Here is a 20394-nt window from a genome sequence, read left to right on the forward strand (position 1 = left end):
TGCCACCGCCGCTGTTGCCGTAGCCACCACCGGAGCTGCCACCGCTGGAGCCACTGCCGCCCGGAGGCGTCCCGCCGTTGTTGCCGTAGCCGCCGTTGTTGCCGCCGCCGGAGCTGCCCCAGCCACCGCCGTTGTTGTCGTCATCGCGGTCTCGCCCCTGGCCGCGCCCGGGACGCGAGCCGCCGCGGTCATCATCCCTGTCCCGCCCGCTGTTGCCCCGGCCGTAACCACCGCCGTTGTTGCCGCCCGAGTTGTTCCCGCCGCCCCAGCCGCCGCCGTTGTTGTCCCCGTCGTATCGGGAGCCGCCGCGAGGAGGCTGGGTGCCCCAGCCGGTGCCGGAGGGAGGAGGCCGGTTCGAGGGACGGTCGTCGTTGCGAGACACGGAGCCGCGAGAAGCGGGGCGCGACCTGGCCCGGCTGTAGCCGTAACCCGCGGAGGCGGCGTGGGTCCGGTCATACACGTAGCCGCGGTTGCGCTCCCAGCGGTACGCCCGGCCCGCGTTCGGGTAGTAGTCGTGCGAGTGACGCCCGTGCAGGCCGCACGACGCCCCGAGCGGATCCAGGTGGAAGTCCCAGTACCAGACCATCGTCGGCCCTTGGTAGTAGTAGACGTCGTCTGTGTAGACGTAGTGCGTCTCGGCCGGGCGGTAGCCGTGCGTGTGGACGTGGTCGTACGGGCACCAGCCGCCACCGTCGTGGTCCGGAATGGGGTGGTCGCCCGAGAACCGGTAGTCCACCACCGCCACCACGGGGCGGCGGGCGGCGGGGCCGTGATAGTGGGCGTAGCAGCCCGTCCCCATCATCAGGGCAAGAGGGATGGCGAGTGCGAGCAGTCGGCGCATGTGACGAGTCTCCCGTGCGAAGGGCACTTCCAGCCAGTCCCTCTTCGCGACCACGGGCTGAAGACGGGCGGCCCGGGAGGAAATTCACGCCGGACTCCTTCTTGCCCGCCTGCTCCCTCTTTAACCGGGGGTGTGCCCTGGTGAACACCGTGCCGGCTGGTGTAGGTGCGGTGTGAGCGCGATGCGAGCGCCGGGGCTTTCTGGACCCGTCGCGCGAGGAGAAGGGCACCCATGTCGGAATCGGATTTTGGTCGGGGCAGGGGGGCGATGTGCCCGTTGCACCCGGATCACCTCGCGCAGCGGACCTGTACGCGCTGCGGCAACTTCATGTGCGACGCGTGCAGCGAGGGCGGCACGCAGGTGCACTGTCCCACCTGTCGTGAGCGCGAGGGCCTGGGTCAGGCCTTCCCGTTGGACCGCCACAACTGGTCCATTGGCGGGCTGCTGGAGGTGTGCTGGGAGCGGTTCAAGCGCGAGTGGGTGATGCTCAGCGTGGGCGCCATCCTCTTCTTCGCGGCCGCGATGGTGGGCAGCTTCGTCTCCCAGATTCTGTCCTTCATCGGCGGGCTGTCGGGCAGCACCACCGTCACCGTGCTGATGGTCATCGTGGGCACCGTGGTGTCGTGGGTCATCCAGGGCATGGGCACCCTCGGCATCACCCGCATGTGCCTGGACGTGCTCCAGGGCCAGCGCGCCGACCTGGGGAGGATGTTCTCGCAGTTCTCCAAGCTGGTGCCCTACCTGCTCACCCTGCTGCTGTCGTTCGCGGTGATGCTCCCCGTCATCATCCTCTGCTTCGGCGCCGCGCTCGCGGTGTTCCTCGGGATGACGGGGATACCGCTCGACGTGGGGAACTCGGCGGCGGCGGTCGAAGCGGCGATGTCGAACGCGCCCACGCATGTGTACGTGGTGATGTTCGTGGTGGGCATCGGGCTCTACATCTTCCCGGGGCTCTGGCTCGTCATGCCGCTGGTGCTCATGCAGCCGGCGCTCGTGGATGCGGAGAACCCGGGCCCCGTGGAGACGCTGAAGCGCTGCTTCGCCGCCGCTCAGGGGCAGCGCCTGGGCATGCTCGGCACCATGTTCATCGGCGCCGTCATCTTCATCGTGGGCATCTTCCTGTGCTGTCTGCCGGGCATCCCCGCCCTGGCCTTCTTCCAACTGCTGCTCGCCGGCCTCTACCTGTCGCTCAGCAAGGGCGCGGAAGAAGTCTGACGTCGGTCGCTCATCGGGGCCCGCGAAGGGATGCGGGCCCCGGTGCGGGACGTGCGTCAGTGCACCAGCCGCTCGGAGGAACCCGAGCGGGGCGTGGCCACCCGGCCCATGCAGGCCAGGATGTGCTCGCGGTACTCGGTCAGCTCGCGCAGACCGCACAGCATCCACCGCCCGCCGATGACGAGCGTGGGCACGCCGCGCACGCCGCGGCCCGTCGCGTCGCGGTGCTCATCCAGGATGAGCCGGCGCGTCTCCTCGGAGCGGAACGCGGCGGAGAACTCGTTCATCGCCAGGCCCACGCGCGACGCCAGCTCGAACACCACGTCCGGGCGCGACACGTTGACGCCCTGCTCCAACGCGGCGCGCTGCATGGCCCGCGCGAGGAAGGCGCGCGCCTGCGGTCCCTGGAGTCGCGCGGCCTCGAGCGCCGCCAGTGCCGGCACGCTGCTGCGCGGTGGGTCTCCACCCAGCCACAGGTCCGTGGACAACAGCGGAGCGGTCTGGTCCGACTCGCGTTGCGCGCGCTGCACTTCTTCCACGAGGCCGCGCTTCTCGCGCTCCGTGGGAAGCACATCGTGCACGCGAAGCGGATAAGGCCTCACGCTCCAGCGGACGGCTTCGCCCAACTCCTGGCGCAAGACGTCCAGGCGCAGCTCGGCGAGATAGCACCAGGAGCACAACACATCCTGGTACACGGTGATCTGCAGCGGCTTGTGCAGCGTTTTCATGGGGGGCCGCCAGATTAGAGGCCACGCCGCGCTGCTGCCAACTCCCCATGACACTCGGCCGCTGAATGCATTCCTGTGTTCCTGAGGAGCATGCGAGGTAGCTGTGGCCCAGGCTGCTCGCTTGCTTCAGGGCATGCGAGCAACCTCCACGGCCCTCCGTGCCTACTCTCCAAAGGCCTGCGGACCGCCCGACTTCGACCCGGCGTAAGCCAGCGCGTGGTCGATGATTTCTCCCGCGATGTCCCGTCCCGTGGCGCCCTCCAGTCCCTCGAAGCCAGGGCTGGAGTTGATCTCCATCAACCGGGGTCCCGCGTGGCCCTCCAGCATGTCCACGCCGGCGACCTCCAGGCCGATGATGTTCGCGGCCCGCACAGCGGCTTCCATGTACGCGGGAGGAAGCTCGATTGCCTGCCCTTCACCGCCGCGGTGGATGTTGGAGCGGAACTCGCCCTTCTTCGCCTTGCGACGCATCGCGCCCACCACCCGACTTCCCACCACGAGCGCGCGCACGTCCCGGCCCTCGCTCTCCGCGACGAACTCCTGGAGCACGATTTCCTGACCCAGGTCCCAGAACGTATCCAGGATGGTCTGCACCTCCGGCAGCGTGTGAGCGATCATCACCCCCACGCCCTGCGTGCCCTTGATGAGCTTGATGATGACGGGCAGCCCGCCCACCTCTTCCACCAGCCGGCGCACGTTGCTGCGGTCATGCGCCATCACCGTGCGCGGGATGTCCAGTCCGGAACGCGACAGGAACTGGAGCGCGCGCAGCTTGTCGCGGCTGCGTGCGATGGACGACGGAGGGTTGAGTACCGGAACACCCATCATCTCGAAGTGGTTCACCACCGCCAGCCCATAGGCGGTGATGGACGCGCCGATGCGCGGCACGACGACGTCCACGCCCTTCATCTCCACACCGCGGTACGTCATGCGCGGTGCGCCTTGCGCGAGCAGCAGGCAGCAACGCAGAGTGTCCAACACCAGCGGCCGGTGGCCCCGCTCCCGAATGGCGGACACCAGCCGGCGTGTCGAATAGAGCGAGCGCTTCCGGGACAGGATGGCCACCGTCTTCTTCACGCGTGAACGACGCGGCGCGGGGCGCTCGGGTGCCGGGGACCCAGGCGTGGCCGGGGCCTTCTTCTGCTGGATTTTTCGGGGAGACATGGGCGGAGCACCCGAGCGTACCATGTACCGCCGGACGGGGCGGGTGACGTGGTTCGTGTTTGCTATCCTCGAACACAGATGAGCGCGACAGATCCGCATCCCGACGACATCCACACCAGCCCCGGAGATGCCGCCGGGTTAGACCTTGCCCACTCTCCGTTGCTGGGAGAGACGCTCGTGGTGGACCCGCGTACCACGGTGAAGCTCCACAAGTGTCGGCTGGCCGTGGCCTCCGGGCCGGACACCGGACGCTCCGTCGTCAGCGACAAGGAACGCCTGCGCTGCGGCGCGCACCCGGGCAATGACCTGGTGCTCGTGGAGGACCGCACCGCCAGCCGCCACCACTTCGAAATCCAGTTCACCGAGCGCGGCTATCTGCTGGTGGACCTGGGCTCCACCAACGGCACGTTCCTGGACGGCCGCAGAATCGAGCGGGCCTATCTCTCACCGGGCTCGCAGATTCGCGCGGGCTCGTCCGTGCTGACCTTCGCGCCGCTGGATGAGGAAGTCACCATCGAGCCGGACCGCGACGGCGAGCTGTGCGGCATGGTCGGCCAGAGCATGAAGATGCGCCAGATATTCGGGCTCATCAAGAAGATCGCCCCGCTCGATGTCTCCGTCATCATCCAGGGCGAGACGGGCACCGGCAAGGAGCTGGTGGCGCGCGCCATCCATGAGCTGTCGGGTCGCAACAAGTCGCCCATGGAGGTGCTCGACTGCGGCGCCATCCCGCCCAACCTCATCGAGAGCGAGCTGTTCGGCCACGAGAAGGGCGCCTTCACCGGCGCGGTGAGCGGACGCCCCGGCGCCTTCGAGCGCGCGCACGGCGGCACCATCTTCCTGGACGAACTGGGCGAGCTGCGCCTGGACCTGCAGCCCAAGCTGTTGCGCGTGCTGGAGAACCACGAGGTGCGCCGCGTGGGCGGCAACGACGTCATCGAGGTGAGCTGCCGCGTCATCGCCGCCACCAACCGGGATTTGATGAAGGAGATTCAGGCGGGCAACTTCCGCGAGGACCTCTACTTCCGCCTGTCGGTGATTACGATTCAGCTCCCGCCGCTGCGCCAGCGCCGCGACGACATCCCCCTCATCCTCAAGGAAGCCCTCGCGGACCCGGAGGTCGTCCTCAAGCACGGCAAGAAGCGCTTCTCCGCGGAGTCCATGAGCCTGCTGATGTCCTACGCGTGGCCAGGCAACGTGCGCGAGCTGATGAACGTGCTGTCTCACGTGCTTACGTTCAGCGAGGGCGAAGAAATCCAGCCAGCCAGTCTCCCGCCCCGGGTGCGGGGGCAGGCCCGCGAGGGGCCGCTGCCCTTCAACGAGCACCTGTCCTTCAAGGACGCCAAGGAGCAGCTCCTGGAGAACTTCGAGCGGGAGTACGTCACCAGCGTCCTCACCCGCTGCGAGGGGAACCTCTCCCGCGCCGCCCGGGAGAGCGGCCTGCACAGGAAGTCCATCGAGCGGCTGGTGAAGAAGTATCAGCTCGATACCAAGGGCATGAAATCACGCTGATCCACGCCCCTGGGGTCGCCGCGCCCCGGGGGATTCCCGTGACACACGCGACACACGCGCTGCCCGGCCTGTAGCGCTGACTGGGAGACAGCCCCTTTGCGACGGGCAAGTTGACGTATGTCTTCTGGGGGGTAAATCCCTGGAACATGCGTGCTGCCATGAATTCCTACCCTCGAAGGAATGTTGGCCAGTCAGGACAAGCCATGGTGGAGGCGGCAATCACCCTGCCGCTGGTGGTGTTCCTGTTGCTGGGCACGTTGCAGTTGTTCCTGATGTTGCAGGCGCGCGTGCTGGCGCAGTACGCGGCGTTCCAGGCGACCCGGGCGGGCAGCGTGGCGCATGGCGAGTGCGAGCGGATGACCCACGCGGCCATCCTCGCGCTGCTGCCCTCGTTCCACTCGTTCCTGGGCATGTCGAGCGCCACCGACGAGGTGCGGCATGGTGGCGGGGGTGGCGCGCCGGCGAAGCTGGCGGCGGCCTTCGGCGCGCGCCGGGACAACCGCTACCGGAGCGGCCTGGACGGCGTGCACACCGGCGGCATCGTGTGGATCAACCGGGCGCTGGTGGGGGGCGGTATCGACGGCCCGCAGGACCGCGCGTTCGACGACCCGGGGCACCTCCGGCGGCTGGAGGTGCAGCTCATCTACTGGTACCCGATGCGCATCCCGTTCGCGAACTGGGTGATGTCGCGCATGTTCATGGCGCAGATGGGCATCCAGGACTACACGGCCGCCAATCCGCTGATGCCCGCGGAGCGCAACGCCAACTGGAACGCGGGGGAGTTCTCCACGCCGCTCAACCTGGCGGGTGACATCCGCTCCGAGCTGGCCTCGCGGGTGGCTCGCGAGGAGTACGTCTTCCCCATCGAAACCAGCTTCACCATGCGGATGCTGACGCCCGCCAAGCGGCGCCACTTCGCCACCATGGACTGCCCCCGATGAAGCGCTCCCTGTCTCGTGGTCAGACGCTGGTGCTGTTCGTGCTGGGCACCTTGTTGATGGTGCTCATGGTCACCATGACGCTCTCCTTCTCCATGAAGGTGCGTGAGCGCATCGAACTACAGACGGTGGCGGACGCGGCGGCCTACTCCAACGCGGTGGCCACCGCGCGCACCTTCAACAACATCGCGGTGATGAACCGCGCGCAGATTGGCCACGCGGTGGCGCAGGCGGGCGCCACCAGCCTGGTGAGCTGGGCCAGCCTCTACCGCGCGCAGCTCAACGCGGCCAACACGGGCTTCGGCATTGGCAAGAAGCCCTACCAACTGGCCATGGCCACCGGCTGTCCCTGCGCCGCGAAGAGCTCGTGGTGTCGGGAGAAGTGCCGCTGCGGGCGCCAGGGCGTGTCCGACCTGGGGATGCTCCAGACGCAATTGCGCATCGAGCAGGCGCGCGTGGAGGCCGTGTTCCAGTCCATGGACTTCATGGTGAACCTCCAGATTCTCGCGCACCAAATCGCGCAGGGAGCGTTCTACGTCGCGCAGCAGGACAACTACCGCGACCTGCGCGACGCCCTGGGGAGCCAGCACTTCACGAACAGGATTCTGCGCAACATCGAGGGGCCGGGGAAGTTCGTGGGGGACTCCGCCTGGAAGGTGCCCGACATCGGAGGCGTCAACGACGATGAGCTGAGCGGCGGCATCGCCTGCACGGACGACGGCGCCGTCTGTGATTTGCCGCTCACCGTCGCGCACGCCGTCAACGCGGCCATGGGCAGCCGCGGCTTCCACTTCGTCACCCACCGCCAGTGGCGGCTGGGGGACTACACCGCGCACCAGGCCAACCTGGACTTCGTCATCTGGCTTCCGGACGATGTGACGGTGCTGCCCACCACCAACGGGACGACGTACTTCGGCAAGCCGGGGCGGAAGATGCCGCTGCTGCCTCCCTATGCTCCCGCGCTCACGGGAGATGAGCAGGGCCGCATCGGCTGGATGTACAACCACCTGCTGCATGGCGGAAACCCCGTCGCCTGTCCCGCGAGCGTCGCGGGGACCCAGTCGACCACGGCGTCGCTGGTGTCGTCGGGGGGCTTCCTGCCCCGGCCCGAGCACAGGTGGACGGGCGGTGGGGATGCCGGTGGCCCCTTCAATCACATGCTGGCGCCCTGCCTGGGTGGGCCCTCGTCATGCCCTGGCATCTGGCCGCCGTTCCTGGACTACAACCTCACGCTGCTGCTCAACGGCGAGGGCAACAACTACGGCCAGCCGAAGAACTTCGCCGTCGTCCAGAGAGACCTGATGGCGCGCAAGCTGGACCCGTGGGACCTGTCCTTCCGCTACCGCTTCGAGTCCGGGAGCGCGGGCAACGTGTACGACGCGACCAGCTTCAACCTAGCGGATGGCACGCCCAACAGCACGCAGACGGCGCTGTCCACGGGCATCGCCTACTACCATCGTGGTGAGAGCCTGGGCTTCCACCACTGGAGCGAGCCGCCCAACCTGCTCAATCCGTACTGGCGCGCCACGCTCGTGGGCGCGGACATCGACAACAATGGCGTGCGCGACGCCATCGGGACGTTGGGAATCAGCTCGCCCGTCGCGGCGCAGACCTTCCAGGAGCTGCGCAACGCGGGCTTCAAGGGGCTTCAGTGATGACACCGCGCCGCTCTCGTCTTCAGCGCCGGAACGCTCGGGGCCAGGCCCTGCTCGAAGCGGCCATCGGCACCACGCTGTTCGTCACCATCATCGCCTTCGGCATCCACTTCGCGGAGGTGGGCTTCCTGTCGCTGAAGGTGCAGGAGGCCGCGGTCTCCGCGCTGTGGGATGGCACGCACGGGGAGATGCACACCATCCCCGTCTCGTATGACGACGCGGAGGACTCCATGCGGGATGCCGCCGCGAACGCCGAGGCGCGCTACTCGGACTTCAAGGGCCTGTCCTCCGTTCCGGGCGCCGGCCGCATCACCCAGGTATTCACGCAGGGCACCGGCATGCAGGTGCGCTGCGGCATGGACGTGGGCGTGGGCTGGACGGGCGCGATTCCCACCCGGCTCGTCTACCGGGACAACGGCGGCACGGCGTGCGGCGCCCAGGCCACGCTGAGCACCTGGCGCTTTCCCAGCTCGTTCCTCGACGGCCCCTCGGACGGCGCGCTCTACCAGAAGCAAAACCTGGACAACTCCCTCACCAACCTCCGGGTCTGCGCGGTGGGCCGCGCGGTGGGCGGCACCTGCAACGGCCGCTTCTCCATGCTCGTGGACGACTGGGGGCTCGCGGGCCCGCTGGAGTCGGCCACCTGCAACATCTTGATGCAGGACCAGCTCATCCCCTGCACCAACGCGCCCCTGCACGCGGCGGTGTGGTCCACCTACGCGCCGACGACGCTGCCCATCCCCACCGCCGCGAGCAACCTGGCGCAGGCCACGCTGTTCTGGAACCCGCTGCCTCCCACGGCGCTCGCCATGGTGGGCCTGGGCATGATGGAGAAGACCTTCTGGATGAGCGCGGCGGGTGAGGACGTCGTCAACTTCATCCAGGCTCCCCCCCTCATGGACCCCATCTCCCGCATCTGGCCCACGACGCCGGGCTCCATCATCGGCGTCACCACGTTCCCGTATGGCGCGGCTCACCTGGAGCGCTTCGGCAATGGCGGCTGCTTCCTGGGAAAGGACTGTGATTGAGATGACGCGCGTGTCCCTCTCGGGTGGGCGCTGGATGCTGGGCCTGGGCGCCGTGCTCATGGCTCAGCTGGCGTTGGCGGATGGCAACCAGTGCAGCATGGAGTGCACCACCAAGGCCGACGCCACCATGCGCTCGTGCATGGACCGGTGTCCCTCGCCCTCGGACGACCCCACGAAGCCCGGGCCCTTCCAGGCCTGCGCCCTCCGCTGTCAGGAGAAGCAGGACAAGAAGTTCAACGAGTGCGCGGAGCGCTGCGTGGACCCGGAGGGACTGGAGTCGCCCCGCAAGGGCAAGAGCGGACGGGTCCGTTAGATGGCGCGCGTGAGGAGCGGAGCCTGGGGTCTGCTGGTGTGGGGGCTGCTGTCCGCCGGACAGGCCGCCGCCCAGCGCACGCCCTTCAAGTGGGAGGTGCCCGGCGTCGTGGGCGTGGTGGAGGTGACGCAGCCGGTGCTCTCCAGCGGCGTCCCCGTGAAGCTCAGCGCGGTGCGCAGCAAGGCGCGGCCGGAGGACATCCTCCAGGCGCTGGTGGACCGCTTCCTGTCGTGGGGGCTGCATGTCCCGCCGGAGTCGCGTCAGCCGCAGTTGTTGCGCGAGCCGATGATTACCGCCATCGACACGCGCGCCTTCGTCTCCTACACGGCCATCCTCCAGCCCAATCCGGACGGGACGACGACGGTGTTCCTGGGACAGGCGGACCTGTCGCAGGGGCCGCGTCCGCAGTCCAACGTCGCGCCCATCTATCCCGGGGGCGCGGGGATGATGCAGACGGACATGGAGGGGGCGCGGACGCTCGTCTACTCGGTGAGCGCGAAGGCGGCGGACGTGGAGGTCTTCTACCGCAACGAGCTGACCCAGGCGGGCTTCGAGGAAGTCGAGCCCCGGGTGTATCGCTCCAGCCAGGACGAGATGCAGCTCAAGCTGACCCCGGCCAAGGATGGCAGGCTGGCCGTCATCATCGTGCGGCGCACCGTTTCTCCCGAGGATGCGAAGCCCGCGGGTGATTGAAGCGCTGAACCGAGCGTGTTACGGGCGCTGTCGACATGAGCGACACGCCCTCCCAGGACAAGGACTTCAAGGACTCGGTCAACCTGCCGCGCACGGAGTTCCCGATGAAGGGGAACCTGGCGCAGCTCGAGCCACGGATGCTCGGCTGGTGGGCGGAGCGGGGCATCTGGGGAAAGATTCTGGAGAAGAACGCGGCGGGTGAGCCCTTCGTGCTGCCAGACGGCCCGCCCTACGCCAACGGCCACCTCCACGCGGGCCACGCGCTCAACAAGGTCCTCAAGGACATCGTGGTGAAGTACCGCAACCAGGTGGGCCGCCGGTGCGACTTCATCCCGGGCTGGGACACGCATGGCCTGCCGATTGAGCAGGCCGTCGAGAAGCGGCTGAAGGACAAGAAGGTGGACAAGCGCACCCTGTCGCGCGACGCCTTCCTGGAGCAGTGCCGCGCGTACGCGCTGGAGTTCATCGACATCCAGAAGGCGGAGTTCCAGCGGCTGGGTGTGTTCGGCTCGTGGGACGCGCCCTACAAGACGCTCGACTTCGCCTACGAGGCGCAGGAAATCCGTGAGCTGGCCGTCTTCGCGCGCCGGGGCATGCTCTACCGCCGCAAGAAGCCCGTGTACTGGTGTCTGTATGACCAGACGGCGCTGGCGGAGGCGGAAGTTGAGTACGAGGAGCACGAGTCCCCGTCCGTGTACGTGGCCTTCGCGGCCGGCCCTGAAATCGCCGAGCGGGTGCCCGCGCTGAAGGGCAAGGACGTCGCCTTCGCCATCTGGACGACGACGCCGTGGACGCTGCCGGCCAACCTGGCCATCGCCGTCCATCCGGAGCTGGAGTACGTCTTCTACCAGCTGGGCTCGCGCGTCATCTGCGTGGCCAAGGACCTGTTGCCCAAGGTGCTGGCGGAGGTGAAGTCGGACGAACTGGCGGTGAAGCACGTGGAGCTGCCGGGCGGCGAGGTGTCCGCGGCGGCGCTGGTGGACCCGTCGCGCATCCTCGCGTACGCGCAGGGCCAGGATTTGGAGCACCTGACGTACCAGCACCCGTTCTACGCGCGCCGGGGGCGCATCGTCCTGGGCGAGCACGTGACGCTGGAGGCCGGTACGGGCCTGGTGCACACGGCGCCGGGGCATGGCCAGGAGGACTACGAGGTCGGCCTGCGCTACGGGTTGGACATCTACAACCCGGTGCGCCCGGACGGCCGCTACGACGACACGGTGGGCGAGGCGCTCACGGGCAAGCGCGTGTTCGAGGCGAACCCGCTCGTCATCGCCGTCCTGGTGGAGAAGGGCGCGTTGCTGAACGACGCGAAGGACACGGTGGCGCACAGCTATCCGCACTGCTGGCGCTGCCACAACCCCATCATCCTGAGCGCGACGTACCAGTGGTTCATCCCCATGGACGTGCCGTTCCACGGGGAGAAGACGTTCCGTCAGGAGGTGCTGGCGGAGGTGGACAAGGTGGAGTGGGTGCCCTCGTGGGGGCACAGCCGCATCCGGGGCATGCTGGAGACGCGGCCGGACTGGACCATCAGCCGTCAGCGCACGTGGGGCGTGCCCATCTGCATCGCGTACTGCGAGGGCTGTGACGAGTCGCTCGTGTCGCCGGAGTTGATGGAGAAGGTCGCGGCCCAGGTGGAGAAGGAAGGCGTGGGCGTGTGGTACCGCACGCCGGTGAAGGACTTCCTGCCCGAGGGCTTCAAGTGCTCGCGCTGCGGGCACGGGGAGTTCCGCCGCGAGACGGACATCCTCGACGTGTGGTTCGACTCGGCGTGCATGTTCTCCGCGGTGCTGGAGCGCCGTCAGCGGATTCCGGCGGACCTCTTCCTGGAGGGCAGCGACCAGCACCGGGGCTGGTTCCACTCGTCCATGCTGGTGGCGGTGGGGACTCGCGACATGTCGCCCTACAAGGCGTGCCTCACGCACGGCTTCGTGGTGGACGGCAAGGGCGAGAAGATGTCGAAGAGCCTGGGCAACGTGGTGGCGCCGGAGAAGATCATCCAGCAGTACGGCGCGGAGGTGCTGCGCCTGTGGGTGGCGGCGAGCGACTACCGCAACGACGTGCGCCTGTCGGACCAGATTCTCAAGGGCCTGTCGGAGGGCTACCGGAAGATTCGCAACACGGTGCGCTACGCGCTGAGCAACCTGTATGACTTCGACCCGGCGCTTCACACGGTGCCGTACGCGGAGCTGCTGCCGCTGGACCAGTGGGCACTGGGCCGGTTGTCGGAAGTCGTCACGCGCGTGAAGCAGGCGTATGAGGACTACGAGTTCCACCTCGTCTACGCGACGGTGGTGGACTTCTGCGCCGGTGACTTGTCGGCGGTGTACTTCGACATCCTGAAGGACCGCCTCTACACGTGGCGCACGGATGGGAAGGCGCGGCGGGGTGCGCAGACGGTGCTGCACGAGGTGGCCTCCGTGCTGCTGCGGCTCCTGTCACCGGTGATGAGCTTCACCGCCGAGGAGGCGTGGGGCTTTCTGCCCGGCAAGGCCACGGAGAGCGTGTTCCTGGCGGGCTTCCCAGAGGCGCGCGCGAAGTTGGAGCCAGCGCTGGCGGAGCGCTACGCGAAGCTGTTCGCGCTGCGCGAGGCGGTGCAGGGTGTGCTGGAGGCGGCTCGGCGCGAGAAGCGGATTGGCGCGTCGCTGGAGGCGCGGGTGCTGTTGATGGCGTCGGCTCCGGTGCGGGAGTTCCTGAAGGCGCACCTGGACGAGCTGCCCGGCCTCTTCATCACCAGCCAGGTGGAGCTGGTGGACGCGGAGGGCATCGACGCGACGTCGTTGGACGTGACGCGCGTCTTCGGTGAAGGCGTGAAGGTGCTGGCCGAGGTGAAGCCGGCGCTGGGCCACAAGTGCCCGCGCTGCTGGACGTACTCGGAAGCGGTGGGGCAGGGCGGCGACGTGTGCCTCAAGTGCCGCGAGGCACTGGCGGCGTAGGCTGTCGTCCGCGAAGGTCCACGGGCTCGCAGCTCTTCCATGCCGCGAGCCCGTCGTGTCTCCAGCGCTCCCGATGCTCTGGGGCCGCCAGGGCCCGAAACGAAACGGGCCCGAGTTCCGTGAGGAGACTCGGGCCCATGGGGACTTCGTGTCTGTCAGCGGGTGAAGCCGCAGGGCCTCCCCTCCAGACGGAGTGCTCAGTAAGGTGGTGGCTGCGCGGTGCACGCGGGCACGGAAAGGTTTTCGGCCTGCTTGGAGTCGCAGTCGAGCAGCGACGCCAGACCGGTGAGGGGCTCCACCATGAGCAGGCTGCGAGGGCGGCCCGACTCCGCGTTGAAGTTGAGCTGCAGGTTGCCCGGGGCCGCGGCGGCGAGCGCCGCCGTGTTGTCGAGCTGACCCTGCATGCAGCCCAGGTTTCCGGGCCGCACCGCGCGGCCCATGCCTGGCAGGTAGCAGAGCCCGTGCACCGAGGCGGCATTCATGGTGTCCGGGATGATGACGTCGGGCCCTACCTCGGAGCAGCAGGCCGCGTTGGTCCGGCACGTGGCGTTGACGCAGGCAATCTGGGGACAGGTGTTGTTGTCCCAGTTGTTGCCGCACGTCAGCCGCTCCCAGCGAGCCACCGTTCGCACCATTCCGTCCGGCATCGTGATGTTGGGTTCCACCACGATGCGCACCGGCTGGTTGGTGGCGATGGCGCGCTGACGCGCCCGCAGCGCGGAGGACCACAGCTCCCGCGTCGCGGCCGACTCACGCTGCCCGTCGATGGGCCGCTGGATGCCCATCAACGCCATGGACAGCATCAGCCCCACCACCGCCAGCGCGATCATCAACTCCAACAGCGTCATTCCGCGTGCGCGCATCATCCTCATATCCCCGCCGCGGGCTGCAGGCCCGCCGATACGAAGTTCCTGGGCGTCACCCGGAGGGTATAGGTCCGCCGCTTGAAGCCATCCTGCGGGAAGAAGTCCTGGTCCAGCACGTTGATGGTCGCCGGGTCCACCACCGACCGGTCCGAGCGTGGCGTCCGGATGACCAGCGTGATTTCCACCTCGCGCACCCGCTGGCGCAGGCGCGCACGCAGTTCCTCATTCGTCGTGACCGGGGTTTCGTCCGAGACCAACACGTCCACGGTGCAGGCCGTGGTGCCATTCATCGTGCACTGGTCGATGCTTGTCCCGCCAGGCACGGCGGGGAACCACCGGTAGGCGTTGTTGGGCAGGTTCAAGTTGATGACGCCATAGCGAACCGTCATCTGCTCCACGTCCCGGCTCACCACCGCCCAGGTGTTCGCGCCGGGAGCCATGTACTCCAGCGCGGGGCTGCCTCCCGCCCAGTTCACCCGGTAGGCCGCGCTCACGGTGCGCATGGCCACCCACCCCGCCCGCTGCCACAAGGGGTCCAGGGGGTCGGAACAGGGACCGTTGTTGGTGTTGGCGATGCCCAGGCCCGGGCTCGCCACCACCCGGGCATCCCCTGCGCGAACATCCGTGAGCCTGAAGTGACAGGCCAGGGCACCTTGGGTGGGGTTCGCGACGAGGATGGGGGTTGGCGGTCCGGCGGCCGGCTTGAGGACAGTGGGCGGGTTCGGAGTGGTGCACAGCTCCGCTCCCACCCTGACATTGCTGCTGATGCCACCGTCACAGCCCGTGAGCGAAATCATGCTGCGAGGGTCACCCCAGAACAACTGCAGCACGTCCGACGCCATGTCCGTATAGGGCGCGTTGGTGGGAAGCGAGAAGCCCAGGTCCGACGCGAAGGGCCCTGTCGCCACCCGCATGTCCAGCCCGGTCCAGCTCTGAATCGCGAAGCGTTGGTCTCCATCGGCGAACTGGATGGGCGAATTGCTCATGCCGATACCAGCCCGCTGCACGTCCAGGGTGAGCAGGTCCTTCACCGCCCGCCCCGTCACCTGGGCCACCATCGTCTGTTCCTCGAAGAGGGCACGCCGCTGCATCTGCATGCCCACCACCAGGCCCACTCCGAGCACGATGACGCCAATGGCGCTGGAGATCATCACCTCCAGCAGCGTGAAGCCCCTCTTGCGACGAAGAGACCCGCTCATGGCGCCACCCGCGTCTGGAGGACCACCACCTGGCGTCCCGTGCGTGCCGGCTCAATCCAGCTCACCGAGACGCGGACATTGACGACGTTACCGGGGCTGTTGGCCACCCCGCCGAGGTCCCGATTCACGGGTGGAAATCCCGCCGCACCATTTTCGATGGAGCCCCCGAGGGCGTTGCTGTCGAGGTCCACCGCCACCTCGTACTCACGCGCGACGGCGCCATTGGTGGGCTTCGCGGGCAGCAGGTCCCCAGCGGCCGTCTGCCATACACGCTCGCGCGTGTTGTCCAGGAACCCCAGGTTGCTGCACGGGTTGGGCGCGGGTGAGCATCCCATGGCGGTGATGGTCTCCAGCCTTCGCTCGGCGAGCAACTGCGCCTGGGTGGCGGTGAGGGTGCGCCGGTTGGACGCGCTGATCTGCGTCACCAGCGTCATCACCGCCGCGACGCCCACCAGCATCACGGCCATGGTGGCCAGCACTTCCAGGAGCGTGACGCCCCTGGAGGTATGGAACCGCGGAGACTTCATCGTGGCAGCCTTCCATCCGGGATGGGGTCGTAGATGAGCATACGCGAGCGTGAGTCATTCGCGTTGACCCCCGGGGGGATAAGGGCGCCACGCGATTGGGGCGTGCCACGACCCGGACCACCCGACGGAAGCACGATGACCTGGCTGCCCTGGACCACCGGTGCGCTGATGCCATGGCCCGTCAGGGCCACGCTCGTCTGCGCCACGCTGCCATTGCCATCCGGCGTCTGGGACGTCGAATAGAGCTTGCCGCTCTCGTCCTCGCTCAGGTTGCAGAGGTCCGCGGTCGTGCCCACGGCGGTGGTCGTGAAAACCTTGTCACCGCCCAGCGCCACGCCGCCCCACACGGCCTGACCGGCGTCCAGCGGGGAGACCCAAAGGGGGTCGAGCAGGGCACAAGCCCCGGTGCCCCTGGGGTCCGTGTCCTCGAAGGCCATCAGGTGGTACTGATAGTCGTTCTTGTTCGGGGGACCGTCGCTGAACTCGTCCGGGCTGTCGCTGGTGCCAAAGTAGAAGCGGACCCGAGGCGCGGCGCCGCTGCGCACCACCGAGATCGCCAGGTTGGCGTGAATCTGCTGGTAGATCTCTGTGCCAGCCGGGTTGTTCGCCGCGTCGCGGTGGGTCGCGGCCGCCACCGGAGCGCTGGCGATCTTGCACGTCTTGACCTGGCGTCCAAGCTTGCGGCTCGTCTCCACGGAGTCCAGGTTGATGCGGTACACGCTTCCCGCCGTGGTGGGCACGTACAGGACGTCGTATTCGCCGTCGCGGTTGGTGTCCACCGCCGCGGTCGCACCCGCGATGCCCGAGTTCTCGTCCAGGGTGATGACGCCAGCGTACCTGCCCGGGTTGCCGTTGCCCTTCCGGAGGGGTTTGCCTGTCGTCATGTCGAGCAGGTAGATCGTGCCGGAGCGGCCCGACGTGGGCTTGTAGTCCGTGCCGACGATGGCCGTCCACTTGCCCGCCGACTCGTCCCCCCACTTGATGCGGACCACGGACGGGTTGTGACGGGAACCAGAGTTGTCTGGCAGCAGAACGTCGTCGTCGTCATCGGCTGCATCCGTGAACGCGCCGAGGATGTTGTTGTCGTTCAGATTGAACTCCCACAACGGCATCGGGTACTCGGCGCTGTCAGGCCGGGTGATGTCGAGCGCGAACACGGCGGGGCTGCTCTTGCCGGTCGCGGAGACGAGCACCGTCCGGGCGCCCTTCAGGGGGCGGTCGGTCGCCTGTACGGGGCTGGGGAGCGTCCACTTGGCGCCAAGGCCGCCGAAGTCCACGTTGGCGATGGTGGGCGAAGCGTCCATCTGCGGCTTCGGCTTCTCCGCCGAGCCCTGGTACTTGACGTAGAGGTAGCGGTAGCGGTCGAGCAGCGTGCGCGGCAGGTACGCGAACTTCTCGGTGGCGTTGCCGTAGTCGCGCGGGGTGATGGGCGGGGCGCAGCCGGCGCCGGAGGGCTTGAAGTAGCCATTGGCCTGGAGCTTGCCCGGGCTACACGTGTCATTGGCGTCGACGCGGAAGGCACCCGACTCGAAGGCGTGCAGGAAGCCATTCATCGTCCCCACGTAGGCCACGGTGGGCCGCTGCTCCAGGGTCCTCATGAAGTTGCGACGATAGAGGTCGCGCTCGTCTATCGGCGCGTTCTGCGCCCACGAGTCGAGGTAGGGCGGGACGGCCACGGCCACCGTGGACAGGTTGATGCCGCCCATGGGCCAGGGGCGCTTCACGTTGGTGGCACCCGGCGACTGGTGGTCTTCCCACCCATACAGCCACTCGCGGAAGACGTTCCGGTCGTTGAAGTCTTCCGGGATGTGCTTGATCGCCGGCGACTCGATGGTCGGGGTGCCACACCGGCCGTCGTTGTTGATGTCGTAGAGGTACTTGCCAGCGACCTGCTCGTTGCAGAGCGAGTCGGGGAAGAGGACGCTGTCGGCCGCGTCGTCGCCGGTCATGTCGTCTTCGAGCGTGGCACGGCTGTCATCCGCGGCCTGCGTGTAGAGCTTGCGGTCGAGCGGATTGGCGGCGCCCCGGAGGCTCATGGCCATGACCCTGCCCGCATCCCAGCGCTCCATGAAGTTGGCGACGGTGGGGTTCTCCGGGTCATAGCGCGAGGCGAGGTACAGCCGGCCGCGCAGCGAGTAATCCTTGCGGTCGTCGTAGAGGCGCGTGCTGGCCTCGGGTTGCCCGATGCCGGGCCAGGACTTGCCCCAGGCGCTTCCGGGGGTCTCGTTCACGCCCCAGAGCATGACGTTGCCCACGGTGGAGGGTGAGGAGCGCGAGTACGCTCCCGCCCTGACGGCCTGATAGCCCACGTTGACGTTGTCGACGACAGGGACACACCGGTCATCAGGGCTGGTGATTTCCACCTTCCAGCACAACTGCGAGCCGGTGAATCCCATATCCAGTAGGTCGAGCTCCGTCGAGTTGGGGGAGTCGGCCGGGAAGCGCACCGGTATCCATTGCCTGTTCAAGTTCGGCTTGCGAACCCATGCGCCGTTCTCGAAGACCACGTTGTGGCAATCCACCGCCACCGAGTACTCGATGGTGGGCGGCTGGCGGCCAGGCAGCTTGCAGGCTCCCGGGGTGGTCTCCGTCCAACACGGGGGAGTGGAGCACCTGGCCGGGTAGTTCGGGTAGGGCGCCGCGTCGTCATAGCGCCCGAAACGCACCTTGGTGATGACGAAATCCGCCGCATCGCTCAGGTCGATGTCCCCGGAGAGGCTCGCCGAGCGCTCGGTGCCGCCATTCTTCTTGTTGATGACGAACACCACGTCGTTGAAGTCGCGGTCACCGCCGCCGGGAAGGTCCTCGAAGCCCAGAATCCATCGGAAGGGGTCGGTGGACGGCGCTCCCACGATGACGTGGGGCATGGGATTGCGGTTGCCCACGGGGCGAGGAATCGACACCGGCTCCTTGGGCATGACCAACTGGCCGTACGTCGCCTCTGAAGCCAGGCGGTCCAGCGTGTCGTCATCCAACCAACCACACATCTTCTTCGAGTTGTCCTGCAGCATGCAGTCAGCGGCCATGCTGGTCTGGTCGTCGGCATTGCAGGAATCCACGTACTCGCAGCCGATGTTGCGCTCGGCCACCGAGGGATTGTCCGTGGAGTTCTGGTCCATGTTCCACGCCGACTTGGAGAAGAACACGGAGATGGGGGAGCGGATGTGCAGCAGGCACTTCCCGTCACTGTCTTGCTTCAGGCAGGGATAGACGGTGCCCTCGTTCGGCCCATGGTTGGAATCGTAGTAGACGATGAGGAAGAAGACGATTTCCTTGCCACCCGGGATGGGGCCCAGGTCCACGGTGCGGTCCCGGATGTCGATGACATTGTCCCGGCTGCCCGGGTCCAACAGGATGCCCCGGTTATCGTAGTTGGAGACATTGTAGTCAGGGATACCGTTGAAGGAGTCGGAGATGTCGGCGATAGGAGGGAGTGCGCGGTAGGCGTCTTTGTCGCTATCATCGTCCGCGAGCAGGAAGACCATCTGGCCGATGCCCTTGCCGCCGTTCTCCGGGTCCTTGGGCTCCAGCAGGTTGGGGATGCGGGCAAACAGACCCCCGTCGGAGAAGCCCGCCCCCACGACGTTCCCGGCGCCCTTGGCGACACCCACGAGGTCTGTATCGATATGGGTGGACCCCCGGCCGGGGCGGGCATCCGCGAGTCCTGCTCGGGGGCCGGTTTCCCCTAGGCGCCGCTCCAAGGTGATGGCACAGTCGTCCTTCATGGCGAGTTCCGGTTCGGTGTAGTTCATCCCGCCGGAGGTAAAGGGCTTGTTGCAGCGGCGAGTGCCTGCCTTGCCAACGTAAGGACGCATCTTGGGGCCCGAGGTGGGCGCCATGTTGAACAGGTCCTCGTGGAGGTCGTAGATGCCGTTGGCGTTGAGGTCGAGCAGCGCTCCGGAATCCTCGTCCACGTAATCAGCATCAATCGCGTCATCCAGGAACATGTAGCCCAGCGCGTGGGAGGCGCCGGCGGACTCGAACACGTAGCTGATGGTGACGCGCTGGTCGTACGGGAAGAAGATCTTCTCCGGGTTGAGGGGCTCCGGGGGGATGAGCTGGAGGTTGGTGGCGTTAGTTTCAGGCGCCCCTCGTCCCGGTACGACGTTGATGGTCGCGTTCGGTTCGCCGGGGTCGCGCTCCATCGTGCCGCTGAACGTCTGCTGCTTGTCCACCGCCAGGTGGTCCTCACAGAGGTTCGTGGCGTTCTGGGCCGGTGCGAGCGGGGCCGCCAGCAGGCTGAGCACGGCAAGGGCACGGGTCAGGATTCTCATCACTTCTTCCCCTGTTCAGGACGGGAGGACTCACGCGCCTCGAGCCGCTGCTTCGCGCGGCGGGCGGCGAGGTCATTCTGGAGTTGCTGGCGAAGCTGGTCATCGCGCGACAGCGGGGGCGGCCGCGAGCTGGTCTTCAAGTAGGCCACCAACGCGTCCAGGTCGGTCGGATTCATCCCGCGCGTGTCACAACGGGTCTCCTTGTTGACCTCGCTGGGCGCGGTAATCCAGGTGCGGAGCTCCGCGCTGGAGCGCTCCTTCACGAGCTTGCCAATCTCGACCCGGCGCTCCAACGGAGACCGCGCGGGTGTCGTGACGCGCGCGTGGCCCGCCTTCTGTGCCTTCAACGCACGCTTCGAGGGCTGCGGTGTGAGGATGTGACAGCTTGAGCAGGTATTGTTGAAAGCACTCTGGCCTTCGGGATTCGCCGCAGCGAGTCCAGGAAGCAGCAGGAGCGCGAGAAGCGGGAGTCGTTTCATGGGCGGACTCGCAAGACAGCGAGAAA

At 67.5% G+C, this 20394-nt stretch carries 16 protein-coding genes; 8 read left to right on the plus strand and 8 right to left on the minus strand.

Translation table 11 applies throughout. The annotated features are described in order from the left end of the window. Nucleotides 1-841 (minus strand): hypothetical protein (locus HUA78_RS36295; RefSeq protein WP_174478295.1); only part of this gene is annotated, 841 nt, incomplete at its 3' end. A 231-nt stretch (nucleotides 842-1072) separates the two neighbouring features. On the opposite strand from HUA78_RS36295, the gene HUA78_RS36300 reads away from it, so the two are divergent. Continuing rightward, nucleotides 1073-2056, plus strand: a complete 984-nt coding sequence (locus HUA78_RS36300) for a hypothetical protein (RefSeq protein WP_174478296.1) — start codon at nucleotides 1073-1075, stop codon at nucleotides 2054-2056. Between the two features lie 56 nt (nucleotides 2057-2112). On the opposite strand, the gene HUA78_RS36305 is transcribed toward HUA78_RS36300, so the two are convergent. Beyond that, complete coding sequence (locus tag HUA78_RS36305) at nucleotides 2113-2784, minus strand: DsbA family protein (protein ID WP_174478297.1); 672 nt, start codon at nucleotides 2782-2784, stop codon at nucleotides 2113-2115. Between the two features lie 162 nt (nucleotides 2785-2946). Continuing rightward, complete coding sequence (locus tag HUA78_RS36310) at nucleotides 2947-3948, minus strand: RimK family alpha-L-glutamate ligase (RefSeq protein WP_141644035.1); 1002 nt, start codon at nucleotides 3946-3948, stop codon at nucleotides 2947-2949. 78 nt (nucleotides 3949-4026) lie between these two features. Here HUA78_RS36310 and HUA78_RS36315 point away from each other — a divergent pair, with 78 nt between their 5' ends. The 7 genes from HUA78_RS36315 to ileS all read left to right on the plus strand — a co-directional run bounded on the left by HUA78_RS36315 (nucleotide 4027) and on the right by ileS (nucleotide 13023). After that, a complete protein-coding gene (locus tag HUA78_RS36315; protein ID WP_174457055.1) occupies nucleotides 4027-5460 on the plus strand; it encodes a sigma 54-interacting transcriptional regulator in 1434 nt (477 codons plus the stop codon). A gap of 203 nt (nucleotides 5461-5663) precedes the next feature. Then, nucleotides 5664-6401, plus strand: a complete 738-nt coding sequence (locus HUA78_RS36320; RefSeq protein ID WP_246137289.1) for a TadE/TadG family type IV pilus assembly protein — start codon at nucleotides 5664-5666, stop codon at nucleotides 6399-6401. After that, complete coding sequence (locus HUA78_RS36325; RefSeq protein WP_174478298.1) at nucleotides 6398-8053, plus strand: TadE/TadG family type IV pilus assembly protein; 1656 nt, start codon at nucleotides 6398-6400, stop codon at nucleotides 8051-8053. The genes HUA78_RS36320 and HUA78_RS36325 overlap by 4 nt, the downstream gene beginning before the upstream one ends. Beyond that, the gene (locus tag HUA78_RS36330; protein WP_174478299.1) at nucleotides 8053-9081 is read left to right on the plus strand and encodes a pilus assembly protein; all 1029 of its coding nucleotides are present in this window, start codon (nucleotides 8053-8055) and stop codon (nucleotides 9079-9081) included. The genes HUA78_RS36325 and HUA78_RS36330 overlap by 1 nt, the downstream gene beginning before the upstream one ends. Before the next feature lies 1 nt (nucleotide 9082). Next, nucleotides 9083-9394: a hypothetical protein gene (locus HUA78_RS36335; protein WP_174478300.1), complete on the plus strand. Its 312-nt coding sequence runs from the start codon at nucleotides 9083-9085 to the stop codon at nucleotides 9392-9394. Then, entirely contained in the window at nucleotides 9395-10087 is a 693-nt protein-coding gene (locus HUA78_RS36340; RefSeq protein WP_174478301.1) for a hypothetical protein, read from the plus strand. It begins immediately after the preceding gene. 35 nt (nucleotides 10088-10122) lie between these two features. After that, nucleotides 10123-13023 (plus strand): isoleucine--tRNA ligase, encoded by a 2901-nt coding sequence (ileS, locus tag HUA78_RS36345; RefSeq protein WP_174457050.1) that lies wholly within the window; start codon nucleotides 10123-10125, stop codon nucleotides 13021-13023. A gap of 197 nt (nucleotides 13024-13220) precedes the next feature. Here the strand turns inward: ileS and HUA78_RS36350 are convergent, their stop codons facing one another. From HUA78_RS36350 to HUA78_RS36370, 5 genes are read right to left on the minus strand one after another with little or no spacing between them, the layout of a single operon-like run. Then, nucleotides 13221-13889, minus strand: a complete 669-nt coding sequence (locus tag HUA78_RS36350; protein WP_174460119.1) for a Tfp pilus assembly protein FimT/FimU — start codon at nucleotides 13887-13889, stop codon at nucleotides 13221-13223. 2 nt (nucleotides 13890-13891) lie between these two features. Beyond that, the gene (locus HUA78_RS36355) at nucleotides 13892-15088 is read right to left on the minus strand and encodes a prepilin-type N-terminal cleavage/methylation domain-containing protein (RefSeq protein ID WP_174457048.1); all 1197 of its coding nucleotides are present in this window, start codon (nucleotides 15086-15088) and stop codon (nucleotides 13892-13894) included. Next, entirely contained in the window at nucleotides 15085-15615 is a 531-nt protein-coding gene (locus HUA78_RS36360) for a prepilin-type N-terminal cleavage/methylation domain-containing protein (protein WP_174457047.1), read from the minus strand. The genes HUA78_RS36355 and HUA78_RS36360 overlap by 4 nt, the downstream gene beginning before the upstream one ends. Next, nucleotides 15612-19889, minus strand: coding sequence for a DUF4114 domain-containing protein (locus tag HUA78_RS36365; protein ID WP_174460117.1), 4278 nt, complete (start codon nucleotides 19887-19889; stop codon nucleotides 15612-15614). Before HUA78_RS36365 ends, HUA78_RS36360 begins: the two co-directional genes overlap by 4 nt. After that, a complete protein-coding gene (locus HUA78_RS36370) occupies nucleotides 19889-20368 on the minus strand; it encodes a cytochrome c family protein (protein WP_174478302.1) in 480 nt (159 codons plus the stop codon). Before HUA78_RS36370 ends, HUA78_RS36365 begins: the two co-directional genes overlap by 1 nt. Between the last annotated feature and the right edge of the window lie 26 nt (nucleotides 20369-20394).

Origin of the sequence: Myxococcus sp. CA033 (genome assembly GCF_013336625.1) — a bacterium.
GTDB lineage: Bacteria > Myxococcota > Myxococcia > Myxococcales > Myxococcaceae > Myxococcus > Myxococcus llanfairpwllgwyngyllgogerychwyrndrobwllllantysiliogogogochensis.